This is a genomic window from Paenibacillus sp. MMS18-CY102 (assembly GCF_009789195.1).
Taxonomy (GTDB): Bacteria; Bacillota; Bacilli; order Paenibacillales; family Paenibacillaceae; genus Paenibacillus_T.
The window spans coordinates 24,690-46,041 of record NZ_WSTC01000025.1 but is presented as its reverse complement, the minus strand read 5'-3'; the positions used below and the strand labels follow the sequence as shown (position 1 = coordinate 46,041).

The 21,352-nt window shown below is 53.9% G+C and carries 16 protein-coding genes; 4 read left to right on the top strand and 12 right to left on the bottom strand.

Annotated features, from left to right (window positions below; all coding sequences use genetic code 11):
• Nucleotides 1-91 precede the first annotated feature (91 nt).
• The 3 genes from GON22_RS18190 (at nt 92) to GON22_RS18180 (ending at nt 4,072) form a co-directional block, all read left to right on the top strand.
• The gene (locus tag GON22_RS18190; protein WP_160397535.1) at nt 92-664 is read left to right on the top strand and encodes a glycerol-3-phosphate responsive antiterminator; all 573 of its coding nucleotides are present in this window, start codon (nt 92-94) and stop codon (nt 662-664) included.
• A 2-nt stretch (nt 665-666) separates the two neighbouring features.
• The gene (gene glpK / locus GON22_RS18185) at nt 667-2,163 is read left to right on the top strand and encodes a glycerol kinase GlpK (RefSeq protein WP_160397534.1); all 1,497 of its coding nucleotides are present in this window, start codon (nt 667-669) and stop codon (nt 2,161-2,163) included.
• A 205-nt stretch (nt 2,164-2,368) separates the two neighbouring features.
• Complete coding sequence (locus GON22_RS18180; protein ID WP_160397533.1) at nt 2,369-4,072, top strand: glycerol-3-phosphate dehydrogenase/oxidase; 1,704 nt, start codon at nt 2,369-2,371, stop codon at nt 4,070-4,072.
• 396 nt (nt 4,073-4,468) lie between these two features.
• Here GON22_RS18180 and trhA read toward each other — a convergent pair whose 3' ends face one another.
• The 7 genes from trhA to GON22_RS18145 form a co-directional block, all read right to left on the bottom strand.
• On the bottom strand, nt 4,469-5,107 hold the full coding sequence (gene trhA / locus GON22_RS18175; RefSeq protein WP_160397532.1) for a PAQR family membrane homeostasis protein TrhA: 639 nt from the start codon (nt 5,105-5,107) through the stop codon (nt 4,469-4,471).
• A 5-nt stretch (nt 5,108-5,112) separates the two neighbouring features.
• On the bottom strand, nt 5,113-5,511 hold the full coding sequence (locus GON22_RS18170; protein WP_160397531.1) for a hypothetical protein: 399 nt from the start codon (nt 5,509-5,511) through the stop codon (nt 5,113-5,115).
• On the bottom strand, nt 5,508-6,257 hold the full coding sequence (locus tag GON22_RS18165) for a pirin family protein (RefSeq protein WP_160397530.1): 750 nt from the start codon (nt 6,255-6,257) through the stop codon (nt 5,508-5,510). The genes GON22_RS18170 and GON22_RS18165 overlap by 4 nt, the downstream gene beginning before the upstream one ends.
• Nucleotides 6,258-6,302: 45 nt before the next feature.
• On the bottom strand, nt 6,303-7,010 hold the full coding sequence (locus tag GON22_RS18160; RefSeq protein ID WP_160397529.1) for a hypothetical protein: 708 nt from the start codon (nt 7,008-7,010) through the stop codon (nt 6,303-6,305).
• Nucleotides 7,011-7,164: 154 nt separating this feature from the next.
• The gene (locus GON22_RS18155) at nt 7,165-8,154 is read right to left on the bottom strand and encodes a TRM11 family SAM-dependent methyltransferase (protein ID WP_160397528.1); all 990 of its coding nucleotides are present in this window, start codon (nt 8,152-8,154) and stop codon (nt 7,165-7,167) included.
• Between the two features lie 98 nt (nt 8,155-8,252).
• Nucleotides 8,253-8,489 carry a hypothetical protein gene (locus GON22_RS18150; RefSeq protein WP_160397527.1) on the bottom strand — a complete coding sequence of 79 codons (237 nt, stop codon included), beginning with the start codon at nt 8,487-8,489 and terminating at the stop codon, nt 8,253-8,255.
• A 217-nt stretch (nt 8,490-8,706) separates the two neighbouring features.
• Nucleotides 8,707-8,868 (bottom strand): hypothetical protein, encoded by a 162-nt coding sequence (locus tag GON22_RS18145; protein ID WP_160397526.1) that lies wholly within the window; start codon nt 8,866-8,868, stop codon nt 8,707-8,709.
• Between the two features lie 211 nt (nt 8,869-9,079).
• Here GON22_RS18145 and GON22_RS18140 point away from each other — a divergent pair, with 211 nt between their 5' ends.
• Entirely contained in the window at nt 9,080-9,676 is a 597-nt protein-coding gene (locus GON22_RS18140) for a YqaA family protein (RefSeq protein ID WP_160397525.1), read from the top strand.
• Between the two features lie 24 nt (nt 9,677-9,700).
• Here the strand turns inward: GON22_RS18140 and GON22_RS18135 are convergent, their stop codons facing one another.
• The 5 genes from GON22_RS18135 to GON22_RS18115 form a co-directional block, all read right to left on the bottom strand.
• A complete protein-coding gene (locus GON22_RS18135) occupies nt 9,701-10,507 on the bottom strand; it encodes a DUF4163 domain-containing protein (RefSeq protein WP_160397524.1) in 807 nt (268 codons plus the stop codon).
• Between the two features lie 208 nt (nt 10,508-10,715).
• Nucleotides 10,716-17,384, bottom strand: a complete 6,669-nt coding sequence (locus GON22_RS18130) for an S-layer homology domain-containing protein (RefSeq protein WP_160397523.1) — start codon at nt 17,382-17,384, stop codon at nt 10,716-10,718.
• Between the two features lie 195 nt (nt 17,385-17,579).
• A complete protein-coding gene (locus tag GON22_RS18125; RefSeq protein WP_160397522.1) occupies nt 17,580-18,722 on the bottom strand; it encodes a DUF4179 domain-containing protein in 1,143 nt (380 codons plus the stop codon).
• Nucleotides 18,719-19,246, bottom strand: a complete 528-nt coding sequence (locus tag GON22_RS18120; protein ID WP_160397521.1) for a sigma-70 family RNA polymerase sigma factor — start codon at nt 19,244-19,246, stop codon at nt 18,719-18,721. Before GON22_RS18120 ends, GON22_RS18125 begins: the two co-directional genes overlap by 4 nt.
• A gap of 183 nt (nt 19,247-19,429) precedes the next feature.
• On the bottom strand, nt 19,430-21,307 hold the full coding sequence (locus tag GON22_RS18115; RefSeq protein ID WP_160397520.1) for an FTR1 family iron permease: 1,878 nt from the start codon (nt 21,305-21,307) through the stop codon (nt 19,430-19,432).
• Between the last annotated feature and the right edge of the window lie 45 nt (nt 21,308-21,352).

Below are 21,352 nucleotides of genomic sequence, written 5' to 3'. Positions count from 1 at the left end.
TGTAACCCTTTACTTTTACAAAAATATTACGTACGATTTGCTCCATGCAAACGGGTTTGTTCCGCAACCATCAGCTGTAGGAGGTTTCCCAATGCCTTTTCATGGACAATCAATCCTGCCAGCCGTTCGCGGCTGGAAAGAGTTCGACGCGCTTCTCGCCTCTCCTTATGACTATATTGTCATGCTCGATTGCAAGCTTGGGCAGCTCAAAAGCATCGTAAGCGAGGCCGGAAGGCACGGCAAGAAGCTGCTGCTTCATGCGGACCTCATCGACGGGCTTAATCATGATGAGCATGCGGCTGAATTTCTATGCCAATCGATCCGCCCAGCCGGCATTATCTCGACCCGTACGACCGTTATCCAAAAAACAAAACAGAACGGATTAATCGCCATCCAAAGGATGTTTCTTCTTGATACAGGAGCGCTTGAACGTGGCATCGCGCTGGCCAAACAGAACCGTCCGGATTATATCGAGGTGCTGCCCGGCGTCATCCCGCCCATCATCCGCGAGGTAGCGGAGCGCACTGGCATCCCTGCCCTCGCTGGCGGGCTTATCCGAACGGAGCAGGACGTAGCCGCTGCGCTGGAAGCTGGCGCTGCTGCCGTTACGACGTCCGACCGCCAGCTGTGGAAGCCATTCATCAATCGCAAGCAGGAGGAGTAGCCATGGAACCTAAACGCACTTATATATTAGCACTTGATCAGGGCACCACGAGCACGCGCGCCATTCTATTCGATCAGCAAGGCACAGTGTTCGCCTCTGCCCAGATGCTGGTCGACTGCCACTTTCCCCATCCCGGTTGGGTCGAGCAGGATCCTCTGCAGCTGTGGCAATCTGCCCGCACTGTCATCTCGGAAGCTATTGCTAAAGGTGAGATCGGGTATGATCAAATCGCAGCAATTGGCATAACCAATCAGCGGGAAACGGCCATTCTATGGGACCGCGCCACAGGGCAGCCGATCGCCCCCGCCGTTGTATGGCAGTCCCGCCAATCCGCCGCGGTCTGCGAGCAGCTGAAAGCGGATGGGCATGAGCCTTTGTTCCGCAGCAAGACAGGCTTGTTGCTCGACCCTTATTTCTCCGGCACCAAAATCACATGGCTGCTCGATAACGTCCATGGCGCACGCGAACGCGCTGAGCGAGGCGAGCTGCTGTTTGGCACAGTCGACAGCTGGCTCATCTGGAATCTGACCGGCGGCGCCGAGCATATCACCGACTATTCCAATGCGTCACGGACGCTGCTGTACAACATTGTGGAGCAGCGCTGGGATGAGGAGCTGCTCGCGTTGCTGCAGATTCCGGCTTCTTTATTGCCGGAAGTACGCTCCTCATCGGAGCTGTACGGCTGCACAGATGCCTCGTTGTTCGGGCACGCAATCCCAATCGCCGGCGCAGCTGGCGACCAGCAGGCGGCCATGTTCGGACACGCTTGCTTTGATAAAGGCTCCGCGAAGTCCACGTATGGCACCGGCTGCTTCATGCTGATGAACACGGGCAGCGAAGCGATGTTCTCGGATGAAGGGCTGCTGACGACGATCGCTTGGGGAATCGATGGCAAGCTCGAATATGCGCTGGAAGGCAGCGTATTCGTCGCTGGTTCTGCCGTACAGTGGCTTCGGGACGGCATGGCGCTCATCTCGACAGCCGAGGAATCCGAGGCGCTCGCCCGCAGCGTGGATTCGTCAGGCGGCGTCTACGTCGTGCCCGCATTCGTCGGGCTAGGCTCGCCGTATTGGGACAGCGAGGTTCGCGGGTCAGCCTTCGGCATGACGCGCGGCACAACACGTGCCCATTTTGTCCGCGCTACGTTAGAATCCATTGCTTACCAGACGAAGGATGTGCTCTCCGCGATGGAGCAATCCTCGGGCATTGCGCTGCATACGCTTCGCGTCGATGGAGGCGCAATCCGCAACGACTGGCTCATGCAGTTCCAGAGCGACCTGCTCGGCGTGCAAGTCGAGCGCCCTGCCGTTAACGAAGCGACCGCGCTTGGCGCTGCCTATCTCGCTGGGCTCGCAGTCGGCTATTGGTCCAGCAAGGAGCAGCTTGCTTCGCTTGGCAACACGGAGCGCGTATTCGATCCAGCGATGGATGAGGCCACTAGAGGCTCCCTCTATTCGGGCTGGCGTAAAGCCGTTAAGGCAGCTCAGGCGTTCAGGTAAGCAAGCTGGGCATAAATGCCATGCACCACTCGCGTGATTTGTGCTATACTGTCGTTACAAGTTAATGAACCGGTTGGAGACCTGGAGAAACCGCGTATGCCCGCTGTTCTGCTTTCATAGCAGAGCGGCGGGTGTTCGCGGTTTTTTTGTTTCTGCAGTATTCAGGGCATTCCTGTGCAAGCTATAAACGAAGGAGCGAAACGATATGCCATCCATTACGACTAACGATATAAACACGAAACCAGGCACTTGGAGCGCGCTTCAACGGAGCAGCCAATTCGAGCGGCTGCAAAACCAAACGTTCGAGCTGCTCGTCATCGGAGGCGGCATTACGGGAGCAGGCATAGCGCTTGATGCACAGACCAGAGGCATCCGTACCGCTGTAATCGATATGCAGGACTTCGCTGCGGGCACGTCCAGCCGCTCGACTAAGCTAGTCCACGGCGGGCTTCGCTACTTGAAGCAGCTTGAGATCGGTGTCGTAGCCGAGGTCGGCAAGGAACGCGCCATCGTCTATGAGAACGGTCCGCACATTACGACGCCCGAATGGATGCTCTTGCCCTTCTACAAAGGGGGCACCTTCGGCCGCTTCTCAACGTCGCTCGGGCTTCGCGTATACGACTTCTTAGCCGGCGTGAAGAAGAAGGAGCGCCGCAAGATGCTCAGCACTGCCGCTACTGCCGAGCGCGAGCCGCTGCTCAATCGCACGAACCTGAAGGGCGGCGGCTACTACGTCGAATACCGCACGGATGACGCGCGATTGACGATTGAAACCATGAAGAAATCGGTTGAAGCTGGCGCATTGGCCATGCCTTATGTCAAAGCCGAATCATTCCTATACGATGCATCTGGCAAAATAAACGGCGTTCGCGTCACCGACCTGCTGACTGGCGCCACGGCGGAAGTGCGGGCTGCCAAGATCATTAACGCTGCAGGCCCGTGGGTTGATACGCTTCGCGAAGCGGACGGCTCCAAGCAAGGCAAAACGCTGCATCTCACCAAAGGCGTCCATCTCGTGTTCGACCAGTCCCGGTTCCCGCTTCGCCAAGCGATTTACTTTGATACGCCTGACAAGCGGATGGTGTTCGCAATTCCGCGTGACGGCAAGACGTACATTGGGACGACCGATACGAATTACAAAGCGGATAAAGTGCATCCACGCATGACGAAGAAAGATCTCGCGTACATTCTGAACGCTGCCAACGGCATGTTCCCTACGCTTAAGCTTACCGCGCAGGACGTCGAGTCCAGCTGGGCTGGCCTGCGCCCGCTCATTCACCAGGAAGGCAAGGACCCGTCCGAAATTTCACGCCGGGATGAGGTTTTCCAATCGGCATCCGGTTTGCTGTCGATGGCTGGCGGCAAGCTGACGGGCTATCGCAAAATGGCCGAAACGGTCGTCAACCGCGCCGCCTCCCAGCTGGAGGCCGAAGGCATTGGCACATTCGGGCCGAGCATGACGAAGCACTTGCCGTTATCCGGTGGCGACGTCGGGGGCTCCGCCCAATTCCCGGCATTCATTGCGTCCATGCGAGAGACAGGCGCTGGCGCTGGGCTGTCCGCGCAAGAAACGGAACGAATCGCTCGGCGGTACGGCTCCAATGCGCCGAAGCTATTCGTGCTGGCGGCCGATTACAAGGAAGATGCGGCAACCAGCGGCATTCCGCTTGCCCTTATGGCTGAGCTTGTTTATGCCATTCATTACGAGATGGCCGTGAAGCCAGCCGACTTCTGGATTCGCCGCACAGGCGCCCTGCTCTTCGACCGTTCAACCGTTCTAAAGTGGAAGGATGTTGTCCTCTCTTACATGGGCGAGCAATTCGGCTGGAGCGAGCAAGTGAAGCAGGCATATGCCGATGAGCTCGCTTCCGAGCTTCATTACGCAGTAACGCCTGTGGAAGCAGAGTAAATTGTAATGCTCAAAATGTTTACCTGATCCCGTTTAGCCTTACAGCAGCGAGTGGTGTCTTCATCAAGGTGGCATCGGTGCGTGCAGGCGGAATGCGGAAGTGAGAAGGCGCCATTGCATACGGTGAAATAAAAAAGGATGCTTTCTCTGTTTTGGGCAAGGACAATAAATGAAAAAGTTCGGTCCCACTTATCCTCCTCATGCGGCGCATCACAACATCCGTTGAGAGTGAGTAGCACGCACTTCCGAGAGGAAGCTCTTCCCTTCAGCGAAGCCGGCGAACAAAAGAAAAAGCTGTCCTAAACGCCTATTAGCATTGGCGTTTAAGACAGCTCCTTTATTATGGCCCAGCGGATCTCAAAACACTGCCCCGCGCTTTTCGTGCCATCTTATTTGTCACAAAATATAAAGAAGAATCGCGAAGAAGTGGACGATCGAGCCGCCCAGCACGAACAAATGCCAGACCGCATGATGATAGGGGAAGCTCCGCCACATGTAAAAGACAGTGCCCATTGTGTAGAGGACGCCTCCCGTAACGAGCAGCCTTAGCCCGCCGGGAGCAAGCCCTTCAACAAGCGGCCCCCAAGCAAATACGATAGTCCATCCCATCGCGATATACAGCAGCGTAGAGGTGAACAGAAACTTGGAGGCGAAGAACGATTTGAACACAACGCCTGCTACTGCAACGCCCCACACAATCCCGAATAGCGCCCAGCCGAGCGTCCCTTGTACAATATGGAACAAAATCGGCGTATAGGTGCCCGCGATAAACACATAAATAAAGGAGTGGTCCAGCACCTCGAACACGTTCTTCGCTTTCCCTTCCGGGAAGCTATGCACGAGTGTCGATGCCGCATACAAGAGTAGCATCGAGGAGCCATAGATCGTGAAGCTAACGACGTGAACTGCCGTGCCCTTCAACGAAGCAAACACAATTAAAAGCACGAGCGCCGCGACGCTCAACACGGCTCCGAAGCCGTGCGTAACGGCATTAGCTACTTCTTCACGGCGGGTATACGTATGCGTATTCGCCATAGCCGCTACACCTTCTCATTCGAATAGGACATGAATGAACCGACCGTTAACGATAAAACCCGCGTGCTTTGCTCATAATGGACATGCGGCTGATGCTCGTCATACATCCAAAATTTTTGCACATCCCCTTCACGCTCGGACAATGCTTCAAAATAAAACAGGTTCAAATGCGCTGCATTCGCCGCAATGTAGGCTGCTTGTTCCGGCTCAACGCCCGTTACGGCAATCGTCCAGCGCCCTTCCGCTTCCCGCACATCGAAAGGCAGTCCAGCGGATAACGTATCAATCAGCAATCTGCCGATAGCCAGTTTAATTAATGCCTTCGATCCCACTGGCGGCGGCGATATGCGCCCAGGGCGAAGCTCGCTTTGCATGCGTTGCGATGGCTGCTGTGGCTGCGTCATCCGATATCGCCTCCCTGTGGTTCCGCCGTCATGTCGATCAATAGGGCAAATACGATCCCATTGGCACCTGCACTAACATTCTCATTCGCTTCAAGCCGAATTGCCGTCTCCGACGTCAATCGGACAGTATCGCCTTGCTCTAGCTCATGCTCGCCATTCAGCTTGGCGGTGCCATCCATCATGTACAGATATTGCAGCCTGCCAGCTTCCGCTTCGAATGCCGTTTCTGTGCCCGCATGCAGTTTGGCCAAATAAATCGTTACATCCTGATGAATCGCCGCAGCATGAGCGCCTCCCGTTGGCGTTACAACAGGCAGCCAGCCCCCATAAAGCGCTTCTGGATCATAATGCGAGGTTTCGTACGATGGCTCCAATCTGCTGTTAGCCGGAATGAACCAAATTTGCATTAACTCCACCGGTTCATCGCCCGGATTAATCTCGGAATGAATAATGCCCGTGCCCGCACTCATCCTCTGAATGCCTCCGAATGCCGTTACGGCCTTATGGCCGGAGCTGTCTTCATGCTGAAGCTCGCCGCGCAGCACAACCGATACAATCTCCATCTCCCGATGCGGATGGGCGCCGAACCCGCGATTCCCCGCAATAATATCATGGTTAAATACGCACAAAGGGCCGAAAAACCGATTATCTTCCTCATAATAACTCCCGAATGAGAAATGATGCCGGCTCTCCAGCCACCCTGCGTCTTGGCTAAATATTGATGCTGCTTTGCGAATATCGATCATTTGGGCATCCCTCCGATACGTTCCATTACCCACAAGTGTATCGGATCAAATCCATCCTTTCAACCATTGCCGAACACGATCCATCGTTTTGTCCAGATTGCATATGGCCTGTCCATCTATGAATGGATTTTGATGTTTAAAATAGTCCGCATGCCCGCCAACAACCTCAATCCCCTCTATATAGCCGGGTGCATACTTCCACACATTCCAGTGCGGAATAAGCATTTTGCCGCCGCCTGACCAGCCGCCCCAAGTGCCGATTCGGCTAATCGGGTCCGTCAGCTTGCCTGCTGCATCTACCGAATGAAAGTAACTGATTCGCTGCTTCAGCTCCGGCATAACGCGAATGCGGGGAGAGCCAATCTGGACAAGGCGAAAATCAGGCAATGTGCCTTCGCGATACAGCTTTACCGCCGCCTGATAGGCTGCTATTCCGCCGCCGCTATGCCCGATCATGAGCACTGGGCCTTTCCCTTTATACGTACGCTGAATCCCTTCCGCTGCCTTGCGGCCGCCGACCCGGCTCAGATGAATGCGATTGGACAGGTCGCTGCCAACCTCCAGCACCTGCGCCAATCGGCTGCGGCTATCGTCGCCATAAGGGTACAGCACATGTACGATTGGCTTCTCAAACTCCGCCCTGCTGAGCATCTCCTCCAGCTTGCGCCGGCATTCGGTAAACATCTGATTCGCAGTCGCTACGCCTGCCATCAAATATACGGTCAATTGGTTGCGATCCGCTGCCATTGCCATCTTCCATACCTCCATGCTGAGATCGACTCATCGTGAATTGTGATTGCTTATCTTCATTATGTGAAGAACGCGACCGCTTTCATTCGGGGCTGCCCAAATTATTCAGCCATAGCGTGAACGGTATCCGGCTGCGGCCATGCAAAGCGAACTCCGTTCAATCCCGCTCTGCCAAATATACGTATCGGACAAACGCGCTCTTCCGAACCTGGCAGCTGTCCGTTACCACCCATCCGATTTGCTCTAGCCTTTCCTCCAATGGCGAAGTGCCAATGATGACTGCCCGCGGTGCCAATCGCTTCAACTGGGCAAGCATCGCCCGCTCCTCTTCTTCAGGCAGCTTGGAGCAAAGATTGTATGGCAAATCCAAAATAGCTGCATCATACCGCCCCTCAAGCGTAAACATATCCGCCTTCGACGCAAGCTCAGCGGAATAGCCAAAATGCGCAAGGTTCGCTCTCGCACCGCGTGACGCCAACGGGTTACGGTCATAGCCCCGAATGTCGATGCCCATCGACAACGCTTCAAGGACGACGGTGCCGATTCCGCAGCAAGGATCGACAGCTGTTAGGCCTTGCGGCTTCGGCACGGCTATGTTAGCGACGGCTCGCGCCACTCGCGTGCTTAGCGCAGTTGAATACGGCTGCGGCTTGCGATTATGTTTCAGCCACACCGCTTCCCCTTCAATCGCTTCGCCAAGCACCCATCGGCCATTAGCATAAGCCACCCCGATGAGCCGATCCGGCTCCTTCAAATCAGCCGTTCCGCGTATAGCCGCCCCAATTCGCCTAGCAATCGCTTGCCGCTCTTCAAAGGCTGCCTGGGGAGCGCCGGCTTGCTCTGTGCCTGCGTAGACGATTTTGAACGTTTGGCCCTCTCGCAGGGCATACTCAGCTGCAAGCTCGATTAGCCCTTCTAACTTAGCGCTCTCCGCTTCTATTGCTATTCGCAGCTTAATAAAAGGGCTTCGCGATGGCAGTACGCCAACGGTGCTCTCAATTGCGCGCCCACGCGGGACAGCGCCGAGCAGCGTACGCAATTCCAGCCCGCATAGCTCCTCCTCATCCTCATGGCAAGCGAATGTGTACACATAATGCAGCTGCTGAATTCCCGCTATCTGTTCATGCTGATCTATCACGTCAGGCATAATCCTTTCTCTACGGCAACATCGTATGCAGCGACTGCCTCCGTTTCTCCTCTATCTATGTTCATCCTCAATGCCGCTCCACTCAGCCTAGCTGCCCACTATTCCCGCAGCGCATCGCGCAGCCTTGAAGCCATCGTCGACATCGCCTCCGAATTTCGTCCCGCTGTGCCGCTGCGGCCGCGAAGCTTTGCCAGCTCACGCCGGGCTTGTGCCAGATCCTCCTTACATTTAGCCAACTCCTGCTGCAGCGCGATGCAACTTTGCTCCAACCGGTTATTATCCGAAGCCAGCCGCTCCGCTTCCTGGCGCCACATCATTTGCTCCGTCGGTTCCATGTCGTTAAGTTCGCCTCTTTCTGTTCAAACTGTTATCCCTCATTGTAACATACCGGCTGCATCGTATTGTTGGGTTAACGGACAACAGGCCCTCCGATCCCATTATTAGGAATAGAGAGCCTGCTGCAACGTAAAATTTTAGTAGAACGAAATGTAGTCTAGCTTCAGCTTATCGCCGATTTACTGCAGCGGCTGTAGCGCCGTCGATCAAGTCCTGTTAGTTATCGCCTGCATAGAGTGCATCAATGAAGCCGTTCAGTTTCGTCATGTTGCCCGACTTAATGGCATCGATGGAAAGCAGCATCCCTTCCTTCGCTGCAAACTGCATTTCGGAAAATGGTTTATTCTCCGTAATATTCAGATCGAAGGTGTTCTTCACAGCTGGGTTCGCCGTATTTCATAGGAAAATTATGCTATATGGTTCTGCCGTTCTCTATTCTATTTTGATATTTCTCACCCAAATTTTAACTTTAACATTTTATTGCAACCGATGCCCGGAATTCACGTATAACATAGAATGCTCAAAAAACAACTACAACAGCTCGCCATACGCGTAGCATGAACGGAGCGCAGAAGAGGGGCCACGCACAATGATACAAAACTTTTTGGATTTTCTGATGGAGTTCGGCGCACTCGGTTTATTTATCCATTCCTTTATTGATGCGGTTATCTTCCCAATCCCAGCATTATTCCTGCAAATTCCATTAAGCCTCGTAAATCCCTCCAACGCTTTATGGCTTGCCACGGTTGGGTTTATCGGATGTTTGCTCGGGACGCCAGTCGGTTATTGGATCGGGCGGTCGCTCGGGAGTGCTGTATTGTACAAAATATTAAAAAAAAGCTGGGTCGAATCCGCAACCAAGCTGTTCCAGCGAAATGGCGAAACCGCCATTCTTCTTGGCTCTTTTACACCGATACCGTTTAAGGTATTCACGATCCTATCCGGAACGCTAAAGTTTCCGCTATGGCGCCTCATCGCCTATGCGGCAATCGGCAGGGCAGTCAAGTTCTATGTCGTAGGCCTGCTCTTCTACCTATACGGCCGATCGGCTGAAGGCATGATGAAGAACGTTTCGCTTTATATTTTTGCTATCGCTGTGCCGCTCGTCCTTGTGTTTCTGTGGGTTCGCAAAAGAATCCGCCGAAAGCGCCAGCTCGTGCAAGACAACAAAACGGAGACGCTCTGAGGCGTCTCCGTTTTGTTGTTTGATCTATTGAAAATCCCGTTTCTTCCATTGCATAAGGTCCGCGTACGGAATCCCAATCTCGACATGGTCCCCGGCCGGATGCGGAACGGGCAAGCTGATGCCTAGTTTCTCTTTCATAAAGAAGCTATAGATTTCCGACTGTTTATCCGTACCGATCTTATCAAGCGAATCAGCCCGCTTCAGCAGCTTCACCCACTCTTCGTTCGTATACTGCTCCAACTGCTCCACTACTTGTTCATTTGTGAGCAATGCAGGGCTCAACACATCGAATTTGCCAGTTTTCAAACGTTCAATGAATGCCTCATTTATTTCATATGCGTCTTCCAGGCGTACAATCGCCGCCTTGTCTAAATCGACATTCGTCGTATAAAAAAGATTGTTCGGATGCGGTGTCCCCTCAACATAGTCGTCGCCTATGTATTCAATGCTCAACAGTTGGGGGCTTTGCCACGCAATCGTATACAATATTTCGAGTGACAGCTTTCCCTGCACCTCATCGTATGATTTCAATATGGCTAATGCATTATCTTGCAACAGCTTATTTATCGCTTGCTGCTTATCGCCATCCTCCATGCCCAATAGCTGCGGATACTTGATCGTAATGTCGCCATCCGCGTATGTCTTTGACATTAGTTGAGGCGCTTGGGCTTGGGCTTGGGCTTGGGCTTGGGCTTGGGCTTTGATTTGGTCTTTCACCTGCTGCTGCTCATTCCTAACTGTCGGTTCGCTGCTCGACGTACACGCGGCATGAAACATAACAATACCTGCCATCACGCACACGGTCCACATCACACTTCTGATTTTGCTCATGCTGACTCCCCTCTTTCCTCACGCTATCGTTTTCTAGTTTACCATTGTTTATCAACTTTACGCCCTATTCGCTCGTTTCGCCCGCTTCCGGGCGGATAGGGTACTTTTTTCGGCCCTATTCGCTCAAGGACCTACCAAGGAGCACGCAGCAAAAAACATCCCAACAGCCTCAGCGGCTATTGGGATGTCCTTTTCTTGCACCTATCCGTTAATCCATCAAATGCAATGCTTGCAGCATGCGTCCGATGACAACAGCGGCTTCCGCGCGCGTAGCCAAATGGCTTGGCGCGAATTGGCCCTCTGATTTGCCTTGCATAATGCCAGCCTCAATAGCAAGCGCTACTGCATCGGATGCCCAGCCATGAATGCTGCCGCTGTCCGAGAAGGTTGGCGCACTGCCAGCTGCTGTTGCTTTGCCAGCAACCAATTCATAAGCACGGGCAATCATGACTGCCATTTGTTCCCGTGTAATTGAGTCCCCCGGATGGAAGGAGCCATCGGCAAACCCTTGAATCAGCTCGAATTGGGCAGCGATGCTCACATCGCCCGCGTACCAAGCGGTACCCACTACGTCGCTAAAGCTGCTCTTGCTGCCGCCTTCACCCACTTGCAGGCCCAGCGCCCGAACGAGCAATGCAGCGAACTCCGCACGCGTAACGGAACGGTTCGGTGCAAACATTGAATCGGATACGCCATTGACAATCCATTTGGACGCGAGCTTCTCAATTAGTGCTTTCGCCCAGTGGTTCGTAAGGTCGTCAAAGGATACCACATTCGTAGCAACGACATATACACCGTTGCTTGCGCCACGAATCGTAACGGTCGTCTTGCCGCCTGCCGTTGCGAAGGTCGCCGGCACATACTTAAATGTTCCCTTTGCTTCATCATAGACGAGTACGGTTGCGGATTTCGCGTCCAGTACGCCGTCAACTTCAATTGTACGCGTTACGAAGTGGCGGCCCAAGCTGTTAACCGATTGCTGCTGGCCATCTGCTTGCAGCGTAACGCCAAACACAATCGGCGTTCCCACTACATGCAAGCCTTGGCGCTTCGCATCCTTCTCAAGCTTGCTTGCCGACGCATTTCCCAACGAATCGATCGAAAGTGTAACAGTTGCACCATCTTTATCTGCAATCGAAGTGCCAGCCAACAGTTGCTTGGCAACCGACAGCGGGAGCTGGTACGTTGCCGTGCCGTTCTGAATGACGATTGCCGCATTCGGATGGTCCGCCGCTGCTTTGAGAATAGCATCTACAGAGAACACTACCGTACCGTCTCCATTCGCAGCAGCAGCATCATCGATCGTGAAGACGATTTGCGAATCGTTGGAAGCAAGCAGCTTGCTATCGTTCGCTGCCGTTGCGTTGCCGTTTCCGCCGATCCCTCCAATAACGCCTCCACCGCCAGAGCTTGGCTGTGAATCCGATGGCAGAACTAGAAGCGAGTACGTCCGTTTATTGCCTTGAACGGTTACTTCAACCGTCGTCTCACCTGCAGCCCTTCCGGTCAGAACCCCACTCGGCTGGATCGATGCCACACTTGCGTCTCCAACGCTAAATGATGCGTCTGCCGTAACATCAGCTCCGGCTGCTCCCAAAACTATCATTGCAAGCGTGCTGCCAGCTTGAACCACGAAACGTCCTGCCGTGCCGTCGCTTGCTTTGGCCGAGAATGGTTTCATTACATTCGCAAAGCCTTCATTCTGCTCGCGCAGCTCGAAGTTGCTGGAGCTGTTCGTTACATCCGCGATTCGAGCGTTGCGCACGATAATATTATCTGCAACCAAACCGCCTTTTACAGCGCTCGATACGGCTACGCCCTTCGTTCCCGTACCGTCAATCACGAGATCTTGAATCAATACATTGTTCATCTTGTATGCGCCTTGAACGCTAAGGCCTTGATACGTGCTGTCGAGTGCCACGTTGTTGCGAATAATGACGTTTCCGTCCAAGTCCTTCTCGCCTGCAAATACCCAGATTGCACCCAGATCCGTCACGTAACCCGTGTCGTAGCTGCCTGTGCGAATGAGCGTATTGCGCTCAACGATTGTCGTGCCGGAGAATGGAACCGGATTGAAGCGCGTCGATACGGCGATGCCTGCACCGTTCGTAATCGTATCCTTCGCAATATTGTCTTGGATTTTGTTGTCTTGGCCGCCAAACACGACAATGTTGTCTGCGAGCCAAGGCAATGCAACCGTGTTAAACCGCGCCGTGTTGTTAATGCTTGCGCGCCCTTCTGCCGACCACATCGCGATGCCGTCATCACCCGGATAACGAATATCGCTTTGCTCCATCATGCTGTTGCTCGTGCCCACGCAGAAGTTGATGCCGTCCGCCATCAAATTGCGAATGCGAAGGCCCAGCATGTAGAGCCCATCCGTGTAATCATCACTTGTTTTCAGCTTCGTCAGCCAAAGGCCGGTTTTGGAATGCTCGATCCATACATTCTGGATAACCGAGCCCGGTCCAAAGGCGCCTTCGAAAGCATGCGTGTGCGCTTCGTCGTCACGAATGTTGATATCTCCGTCAACGAGCAGGTCATAAACCTGAATATTATTGCCTTTGCCCATGAAGCGAGCACCCGTCAGCTGCGTATACCACATGCCCGCACCGCGGATCGTCACATCGTTCAGCACGATTTGGTCGCCGCGAAGCTCGAATTCCCCTTGTGGTGCCCAAATGCCTTTATGCTGCTGCTTAGCTGCTTCCAAAGCAGCTTGGAATGCCGCCGTATCGTCATTGCCATCGCTTGCAACAGCGCCATAATCCGTCACGCTCAAGAAATCGGAAGGCTTCACAAGCGGCGCAGCCACCTGCTCCAGCTCAGCAAGGTCGACGATATAATAGTCTGCCGTGCTGTCTGCATCCTTTTTCAACGTAACCGTCGCTCCTGCCGGAATGTCACCGACAAGCGCATGCATCTCATCGAAGAAGCGATGCGCGCTGCCCTGGTTCGGGTCATTCGACCATGGATAGCTGCCGTACTCCCAAGCATGCTTGGAATTCATCTCCAGCTTCTGGCGGAACTGCCCGTTCACGTAAAGCCCCAGCGTTGCAGACTGCCCGGAGCCATCCGCACTATCTGGAGTAGAGAACCGGACAACGATAGAATTCGCAGCCTTCGCTGCTTTGAACGATACGTACTCGTCGGTTTGGTCCAGACGCACTGCTTGCCGGCCTGATGCTTCCGCCGCTACCTCATGGTAGGCGCGGGAAGGCTCCAGCACCGTTCCATTCGTCGTCGTACCGTGCTCCGCTTCGTACGTGATATATGGAACAGTTGCGCCGCGATAATCAGGCGCGATGCTGCCCTTAACCGTCAAGTTGTCCAACAGCAACACATTGCCTGTATCCCCGCTGTCTTGCTGCAGCGAAACGGAGTTGATTCCTGCACGAAGAGCTACGTTAAGGCTAGCATCCGCCCAGCCGTTAGAAACGGCCAATTGCAGCGTTTGCGTACGCTCACCATTCACATACACATTCAACGCACGTGTTGCCGAACCCTGATTGTTGTAGCGGACAACAGCTTCATAGCTGCCTGCTGCTTGCGCATTAACCGCAAACGATGCTTTTGCCCCTATAACCGTGAAGCCATCTACATAGCCTTCACCAGTAAAGCCCTTTTCCGCTTTAGATACCTTCGCCCCGCTGCCTACGAACGCGTTCTCCGCTTCATAAGCAACATCAGAAACAACGGGCTGGAACGACCACAAAATATCGTCCGAAGCATCCGATGCCGCAAGCGAAACGGCGCCGTTGCTATGTGCCAGCAGCGATTGCGCTGCTGTTCCGCTGCGAATCGTGCGGTAGCCCGCCTTATCGTCGAATGTCCACTGAGCCGCTACGTCAGTCGCCTGTGAAGCTGCCGCGCCAGTGAGCGCCTCGCCGCTTCCTTGCGCCAATAAATGGCCCGTTGCTTTGTTCTTAAGCAGCTTTCTTCCGTTGAAATCATACGCAAGCCAGATTGCATTGCTCGACGAGCTATCGCCCGACAAGGACACGCTTCCGTTCGCTTCTGCCAAATACTTCGGCGCTTGCGCGCCATCAGCTTGCACCGCAATCCGCACTTCATTACGCTCCGCCTGTGCCGGCGTCGCCGTTACCTCGTTGCGCGGTGCCACGCCTTGAGGCGTCTCGAACGCGTCAGGCGCTTCCGAGAACTGCCATTGCAGCGAGCCGAACGCTACCGGATACAACCCGCGTTCCGCGTAACCGGCGGAATTTTGTACATTGATATACTCATCGTTATAAGCGCCATCCAAGCTTCGAATCAACATGCTCGCACCATCTGCGGACGCTTCAATTGCCCACTGCGATGCTGCTGGGTTGCTGCCTACGCCAGTGGACGGCACGCTCTGGATATACCGATAGTCGCCGCTAATTGCCATTACATGGCCGGTAACACGGTTCTCCAACTGGCTCACGCCATTGTTCGTTACGACTTTCCAATGGGAGTACCCGTTGGATGCTTCAGCGTTGCCATACAGCACAACACCGCCTTGGTTCTCATACAAGTACTGCTGATTGAACACGTTGCGAATGCGGACGTAGCCCGCAGGCACTTGTGGCGCTGCAGCCGCAACAGGCTCAAGCTTGAATTGGCCGCTGCTGTCGAAGGTGCCGTTCTGATTGACGGCCTTGCTCACCTTCACTGCGCCGTCGGCATCCTCTGTCTTCACGAAGTGGGCAGCCCAGGCGCTCCGAAGGGCAACATAGCCTGCATCCTGCGTCGTATCCATCAGCCACTTCGCGCTGCCCCATGTTGGATAGATTGTACCAAGCGCTTGGAGCGCTTGCGGCGGGCTATCCAAATTGACATCCGTATCGCCAACGTTTTGCATGGCGATGTAATGGCCGGTCGTCAAGTTCTTCAGGCGGATCGAACCGTCTCCTGCATCTTCTACAAACCACGTGGATGTTGGATCAGCCGTTGCGGCATCGCCATACTTGACCGTGCCTTCCGTTGGATCGGAGACCGATACTTCCTCATACAACGCTTCGCCTGTCTTCTTGTTGATCAGCTTCACGTTCGTTGGACGGTTATCCACGACGTTGATGAAACGCCATCTTGGACTGCCCCAGTTGCGGTTCATTACCGAATACTCAGCGTATTTGGTCAAATTCTGCAAATTAATGAGACGGTCGGTCTCTCCGCCGGAGCTTGGATCGTTCACGCTATGAATAAGCCTAGCGCCGCCGCTGACAGTCTCGATAATCCATACAGCGCTCGTCCAGCTATCCTGTACGTCTGTTACGCGGAGGTGGCCATCCTGCATGGACTGCATGTTGATGTAATGGCCCGTCGCGCGGTTTTTAATCCGCTTGCGTCCGCTAAATTTCTCAATCACCCACTGGTCCCGTTGGTCAGTACGCGCATTGCCGTATTTCAAATCGCCGTTATCATCCTCATAGAATACGAACGGCTGCCATTCATTCTGGATGCGCACATACTGCGGCGAACCATCCGTCGGAACCGTTGGATCCTCCAACAGCCATTGCGCACCGTTCGACAGCGGATCTACCACATCCGATAAAGCCGTATCTACACCTGCCGCCACGTTCAAATACGTATCGGCGCCAGCCTTGCTCTTAATCGTCACGTAATCATCGTACTGTGTCGACGCTTGGATGGCCCATTGGTCGCCTGCCGCGCCATTCCCTGCATCCGGAGCAAGCGTTAACGGATTGCCCGCCTGCACGTAATTGCCCGTTTCCGCATTACGAATGCGCTTCGCTCCATCATAATCTTCGACGATCCATTGGTAACGCGCATTGTCCGCATTCGCCGCGCCAAGCGCGCCATGCTTCACAACGCCGCCTTCTTCATACAAATAATCAGTGCCTACGTTGCCCGTCGTGAAGTTCACGATGCGTACCGGCCTCACGTCATATACCGGAACGACTCTCCAATGGGCATTCGCCAATTTGGCATTCGACCAGTCGTTGGAACGTGCGAACGTATCGCCTGGGAATTGGGAATTGAGCACATAGTTCCCGTTAAACGCGCTTGCAAACGTCACGAATCCGGGAACAGGCTGATCCTGCAAATTAAGGGCAGGCTGCATGCTCCACTCTTGCTTAAGCGGATCGCTTGTCGTGCCCATCTCGATAGGGCGCCAGTAGTCGCCGCCATCAAACTGTGTCACATAATGGCCCGTCGCAACGTTCAGCAACCGGTAATTGCCATTGCTGCCCGGCTCCAAATACCATTGCGAACTCGTGTCGGAAGCATCAACTTTGCCGAATGCGATTTGGTCGTCCGGACGGGCAGGCGCTTCCGCATTCGCCTTCGCGTACAAAGCTTGCCCAGCGCGCTCTTCATTGATAATACGTACAGGCTGCAGCTCCTTCACAGGCTCAAGCCGCCATTGCGGACTGTCAAAGGACACGTTAATGTCACTGCTTACCTCAGCAAATCCGAGCTGGTCTTCCACGTGGACCGCAAGATTAGCGGAGGAAGCAACCGTCGCGCTCTTGATAAGCACATTGTTCGGATTGCTCGCTGCTTCGATCAGCCATTGGTCAGCTGTCGTGCTTACCGTAATTTCGCGGGCTGTCAGCGCATCGCGGCGCTTCGTTACGTCCGCGAGCGTAATATAGTGGCCCGTCTTGCGGTTCTGAATTCGTTTATTGCCATTCTCTTCTGTAATTAGCCATTGGGATGACTGGTCTGTTGAAGCCGTAAAACCATATCGCACCACGCCATCGGATGACTCATACAAATAGTTGTTCTGCCAGTGGTTTCTGATTCTCACATAATCCGATGCTGCCGCACCGCCACCGCCAGCCGCAGCTTCCGCCACATAAGCAGGCAGCAAGCCAATCAGCAGCATTACTGCCATTACGCCAGCTAACCATTTTTTCAATCTAGCCATGAAGGCAAGACCTCCCCTAAAAATTGGACTTCCTCCTAATCGTATTTTGAAATCGCTTACAAAGCGATGTGCATTATTCCATTAGATAGTTGTTTTATTACGCATTGTGTCCAACGGTGGGGAATCGTGCAAAAAAAACAGGGCTGCCCCTCAGCCGTCGTGGCTTTTGGGACACCCCTTCTCCTTACAATCCAATCAAATCGGCACCTTCAAAACAAAAGATTGCAACGGCGTTTCGACAAAGTTAGGTTTGTTAAGTTTCGCTCCTTGTGTTATCTTCAGCAAGATTGGCGTAACCGTCACTTCCTTAACGCCCTTCGGCAATTGCTCCGTGACGAACATCGCCATTTCGTACATCATGCCGTCCACAACTTTCCCATCCCGCTGCACTCTCCCGCCACTCGTATAATCCAGGGAAACCGTTAGCTTCTTGCCCGCCGCCTCCAGCACATAGTTCATTCCATATCGAGGAGTACCCTTAAGGAGCGGACTTGGCCTCAGCTCGCTCGGATACTCCCAGTAAAGCCGCCATAACGTCGAACGGGAAGCCATGCGAACCTGCCTCACCTCAAAATGCACGCCTTGATCATCTGCCTTCGGAAGCTCCGCCTTCGCGACCTCTCTCAGTGGCTCGCCCTTCTTCTTCACAGGGATTTCAAAGCTCCAGTTGCCTTGGTACAGCGACTGTTTGGCTACGTCATGAAAGTCAAACACGAGTGCTGGCACATTGATTTTGAGATTAAATTGCTCTGGCGCATCCCCCGTAAAATAATAGTTCACGATGCCAAGCTTCTCATCGCCACCAGCGTTGCCGCTATCTGTGCCGATAATGTTCGGATTGCCCTTCTTCATGGAAGCATCCAGCTTGAATATCGGCTTGATCCACTGTGACTGTGGTTTGCCGACTTGCTTCGCCAACGAGTAACTGAGGGATAGACGCTGGCCATCATACATAATTTCATGAACACGCAGCGTATAGCCTTTATCCGACTTTTCCAACAAAACGCCCATCTCGCCATTCTGGTTCTTGCCTTCCTCAACGAGCGCTGGAGTGCCGCTATCATAGAAGATCGAATGCAGCTTTTGCTTCACCGCTTCCGCGAATGAGTTCGATCCTGTAAAAATGAACATGGAGCCCGCTAACAAGAGCAATGCGGATGCGGCCGCAACCCACGAACGATAGAGCCTCCGTGGTTTCGTATTCCCGCCCATCTCCCACTCACGCTCTGGCAAGGAAGCCAGCACACGTTCGATTCCTTCATGGATTTCGGCCGGAACGTCCCGCCGTTGCTTGCGCAGCCGATCAGACAACTGATTGTCCCACTCGGTTCGTTTCATTGGAGCTCCTCCTTCAGCACGGGATCCTTCAACAGTACAGCAAGCTTCAGCCTAGCGCGGTGCAGCCGCGACTTAACGCCATTCTCGCTCAGCTCCACAATCGCGGCAATTTCCTTAATCGGCAAATCCTCCAAGTAATACAGCACGACGATTTCTTTATGCTCCATATCCAGCCCATCCAATAAATCCATTAGCTCCAAATCCGATTCCAGCGCATAAGATGGCGCCCGCTGCTCGTATAATTGCTCTACTGGGATCACCTTCCGGTTATGGCGGGCGACTCGCCTGCACTCGTTAATCAATATCCGTACAAGCCATGTTCGAAAATAGGCCGGTTCCCGCAGTTTGACGATTTCTTTGTATGCCTTCAAAATCGTTTCTTGAATCGCATCGAATGTATCCGGCTTAGATGACAGAATGCCCTGTGCGATGGAATAGAGGAACGATTCATTCATTCGAATGAGCGATAGGAACGCTTCACGCGATCCCGCTTTCGCTTCTTGCACCAATTCAATGGCTTCCACTTGCTGCAACTCCTTTCCCTTATAGTAATTAGAGTCGCCAGTTGGCCATCAGGTTTCGCCCTTTTGGAATAAAAGCATAAAAAAACCACTTCACTTAGCAGCAATAGCCTACAGCCATGCCGCCAAATGAAGTGGTTCTCTCCCATATACCATACCTAACCTGCCTAAGCATGATGATGCAATTTACCGTGAAGGCGCGCTCGCAATTCGCTTTGCCGTACGAACACGGCTAGCCAGCACTTGCCCAACAATATAGACAAGCAGCGCAGCCTGCGCTCCGGCCGTCTCCCACGTCGGGTAGACGCCCAGCCAGCTAATCGACGGAACCTCGGGCACGCTATGTGCAGGCAGCTTGCTCGCGACCTGAAGCGAATGAATGCTCTCGCCTAAGAAACGGAACACGAGATAGTAGATCAGCACCGATGCCGTAAGGAAGAACAAGCGAATCGGCAGCTTCACGCTAAATTTAATGATGATGTAGCCCAGTGCAATGAGCAGCGCGAACGTAACGCCGAAGCCCAGTGCCATCTGGCTTGGTGCAATAGAAGGTGCCATCCCGATATAGAAAATCGTCGTCTCTGCGCCTTCGCGCGCAATTGCAAGGCAGCTGACCGCAAACAGCGACCATAAGCTGCCACGGCGCAGCGCCGATCCCATCGTCTTGTCGATGTACTGGTTCCATGCTTGCATATTCGCCTTGCCATGCAGCCAACTGCCGACAGTCAGCATCAAGAGCACAGAGCCAAGGCCTGCGAAGCCTTCAATCATCTCGCGCGTGCTGCCGGAGGACGCTTTGGCTACCACATAGGTCAATACCAATGCCATGATCCCGCTGATCAGCAGCCCTGACCATACGCCAGACCATACCCAGCGGCGGTGAGCATTATTGCCTGTCCTCTTCAAGTAAGCAAGCAGCGCCGACAGGACGAGAATCGCTTCAAGCCCTTCCCGTAGCAAAATCGCTCCAGCATCCCATGCCGTATATTTAGCATCCGCAACGAACGGCTGAAGCTCGCTCTTCATTTCTGCAATAAGCGCCTCCGCTTTATCGAGCTGAGGCGGATTTTCCAGCAAATAGCCAGGCGCTTCCGTCATCTCGTTCTCAATGTCCCGGTAAACCGTTGAGGAACGGATCGACACTTGCCCTTCCACCGATGGCCACATGCGAATGAACGACTGCAACTGCGCTTCCGCCTCTGCGGCTGAACCGGACTCCACCAATGACGCCGCTTGGTCCAGCACAGCGATCAAATCAGCGACCTTGAGCTCCGAATCGGATGGTGCAACAGCAGCAAGCTTGTGTGCTGCATAATCGTTCAGGTACGCAATGAGCGTTTGCGTATCTGCAGCCGCTTGCTCCGCACGAGGCGGCTCAGCGCGCATCGCAATTCGAATCATGCTGAGGCTCGTCTCAATGCTGCCATATACGCTCGTGTTATCGTCACGGATCGGCTGCTCGATTTTGCGCCAAGTGCTTTCTATTATGCGATAATCCGCATTGGCTGCCGACCAGTCTGCCCCTTGAACATGCCCGAGCAGGTCATTGAGCTGAGGCACGAGCATCTCTGCCGCCTTCGGTCCAGAGAGTATATCGCTCTTCGTTGCCGCTTTCTTATATGCATTAACCGCACTCGCTAAATCAGCCAGTGCTTTCTTAGCCGCTGCTGGATCCGATTTCGACTGCTCAATCGCCTTGCTCGCAGCTTCGAAGGCATCATTCACGCGCTTCGCGATATCTTCCAGTGGTTCTGCCCCAACCGCCTCCCACTGCGCCTTCGCATCTGCTATAGCCTTCACAGCGGCGTCATGGTCATCCCGGCCAATATCGACTAAAGCGCCACCGACTAACGGCAAGATCGTACCCAACAGATTGACGCGGTCTTGGCTCAACTCCTGCGAAGCAGCTGCTTTCGCAGATGAAGGCATCATTATCGCCCCGTTACATGCCACAACAATGATGAGTGCGACTACAATAGCCAGCCATCCGCCTCGCTTCCTCCGCCATTCCTGCCTTTGCCCCTGCTCCTGCGCCGATCCTGCTCGTTTCCCCCAACTTCTCATTCCTGTCGCTTCCTTTCCTCCATATAACCGCCACAGACCGATACA

Bases quoted from the DNA above. Each gene is read 5' to 3' on its own strand.
- GON22_RS18190 (WP_160397535.1), top strand. From the start codon at position 92: ATGCCTTTTCATGGACAATCAATCCTGCCAGCCGTTCGCGGCTGGAAA.
- glpK (WP_160397534.1), top strand. From the start codon at position 667: ATGGAACCTAAACGCACTTATATATTAGCACTTGATCAGGGCACCACG.
- GON22_RS18180 (WP_160397533.1), top strand. From the start codon at position 2,369: ATGCCATCCATTACGACTAACGATATAAACACGAAACCAGGCACTTGG.
- trhA (WP_160397532.1), bottom strand. From the start codon at position 5,107: ATGGCGAATACGCATACGTATACCCGCCGTGAAGAAGTAGCTAATGCC.
- GON22_RS18170 (WP_160397531.1), bottom strand. From the start codon at position 5,511: ATGACGCAGCCACAGCAGCCATCGCAACGCATGCAAAGCGAGCTTCGC.
- GON22_RS18165 (WP_160397530.1), bottom strand. From the start codon at position 6,257: ATGATCGATATTCGCAAAGCAGCATCAATATTTAGCCAAGACGCAGGG.
- GON22_RS18160 (WP_160397529.1), bottom strand. From the start codon at position 7,010: ATGGCAATGGCAGCGGATCGCAACCAATTGACCGTATATTTGATGGCA.
- GON22_RS18155 (WP_160397528.1), bottom strand. From the start codon at position 8,154: ATGCCTGACGTGATAGATCAGCATGAACAGATAGCGGGAATTCAGCAG.
- GON22_RS18150 (WP_160397527.1), bottom strand. From the start codon at position 8,489: ATGGAACCGACGGAGCAAATGATGTGGCGCCAGGAAGCGGAGCGGCTG.
- GON22_RS18140 (WP_160397525.1), top strand. From the start codon at position 9,080: ATGATACAAAACTTTTTGGATTTTCTGATGGAGTTCGGCGCACTCGGT.
- GON22_RS18135 (WP_160397524.1), bottom strand. From the start codon at position 10,507: ATGAGCAAAATCAGAAGTGTGATGTGGACCGTGTGCGTGATGGCAGGT.
- GON22_RS18130 (WP_160397523.1), bottom strand. From the start codon at position 17,384: ATGGCTAGATTGAAAAAATGGTTAGCTGGCGTAATGGCAGTAATGCTG.
- GON22_RS18125 (WP_160397522.1), bottom strand. From the start codon at position 18,722: ATGAAACGAACCGAGTGGGACAATCAGTTGTCTGATCGGCTGCGCAAG.
- GON22_RS18115 (WP_160397520.1), bottom strand. From the start codon at position 21,307: ATGAGAAGTTGGGGGAAACGAGCAGGATCGGCGCAGGAGCAGGGGCAA.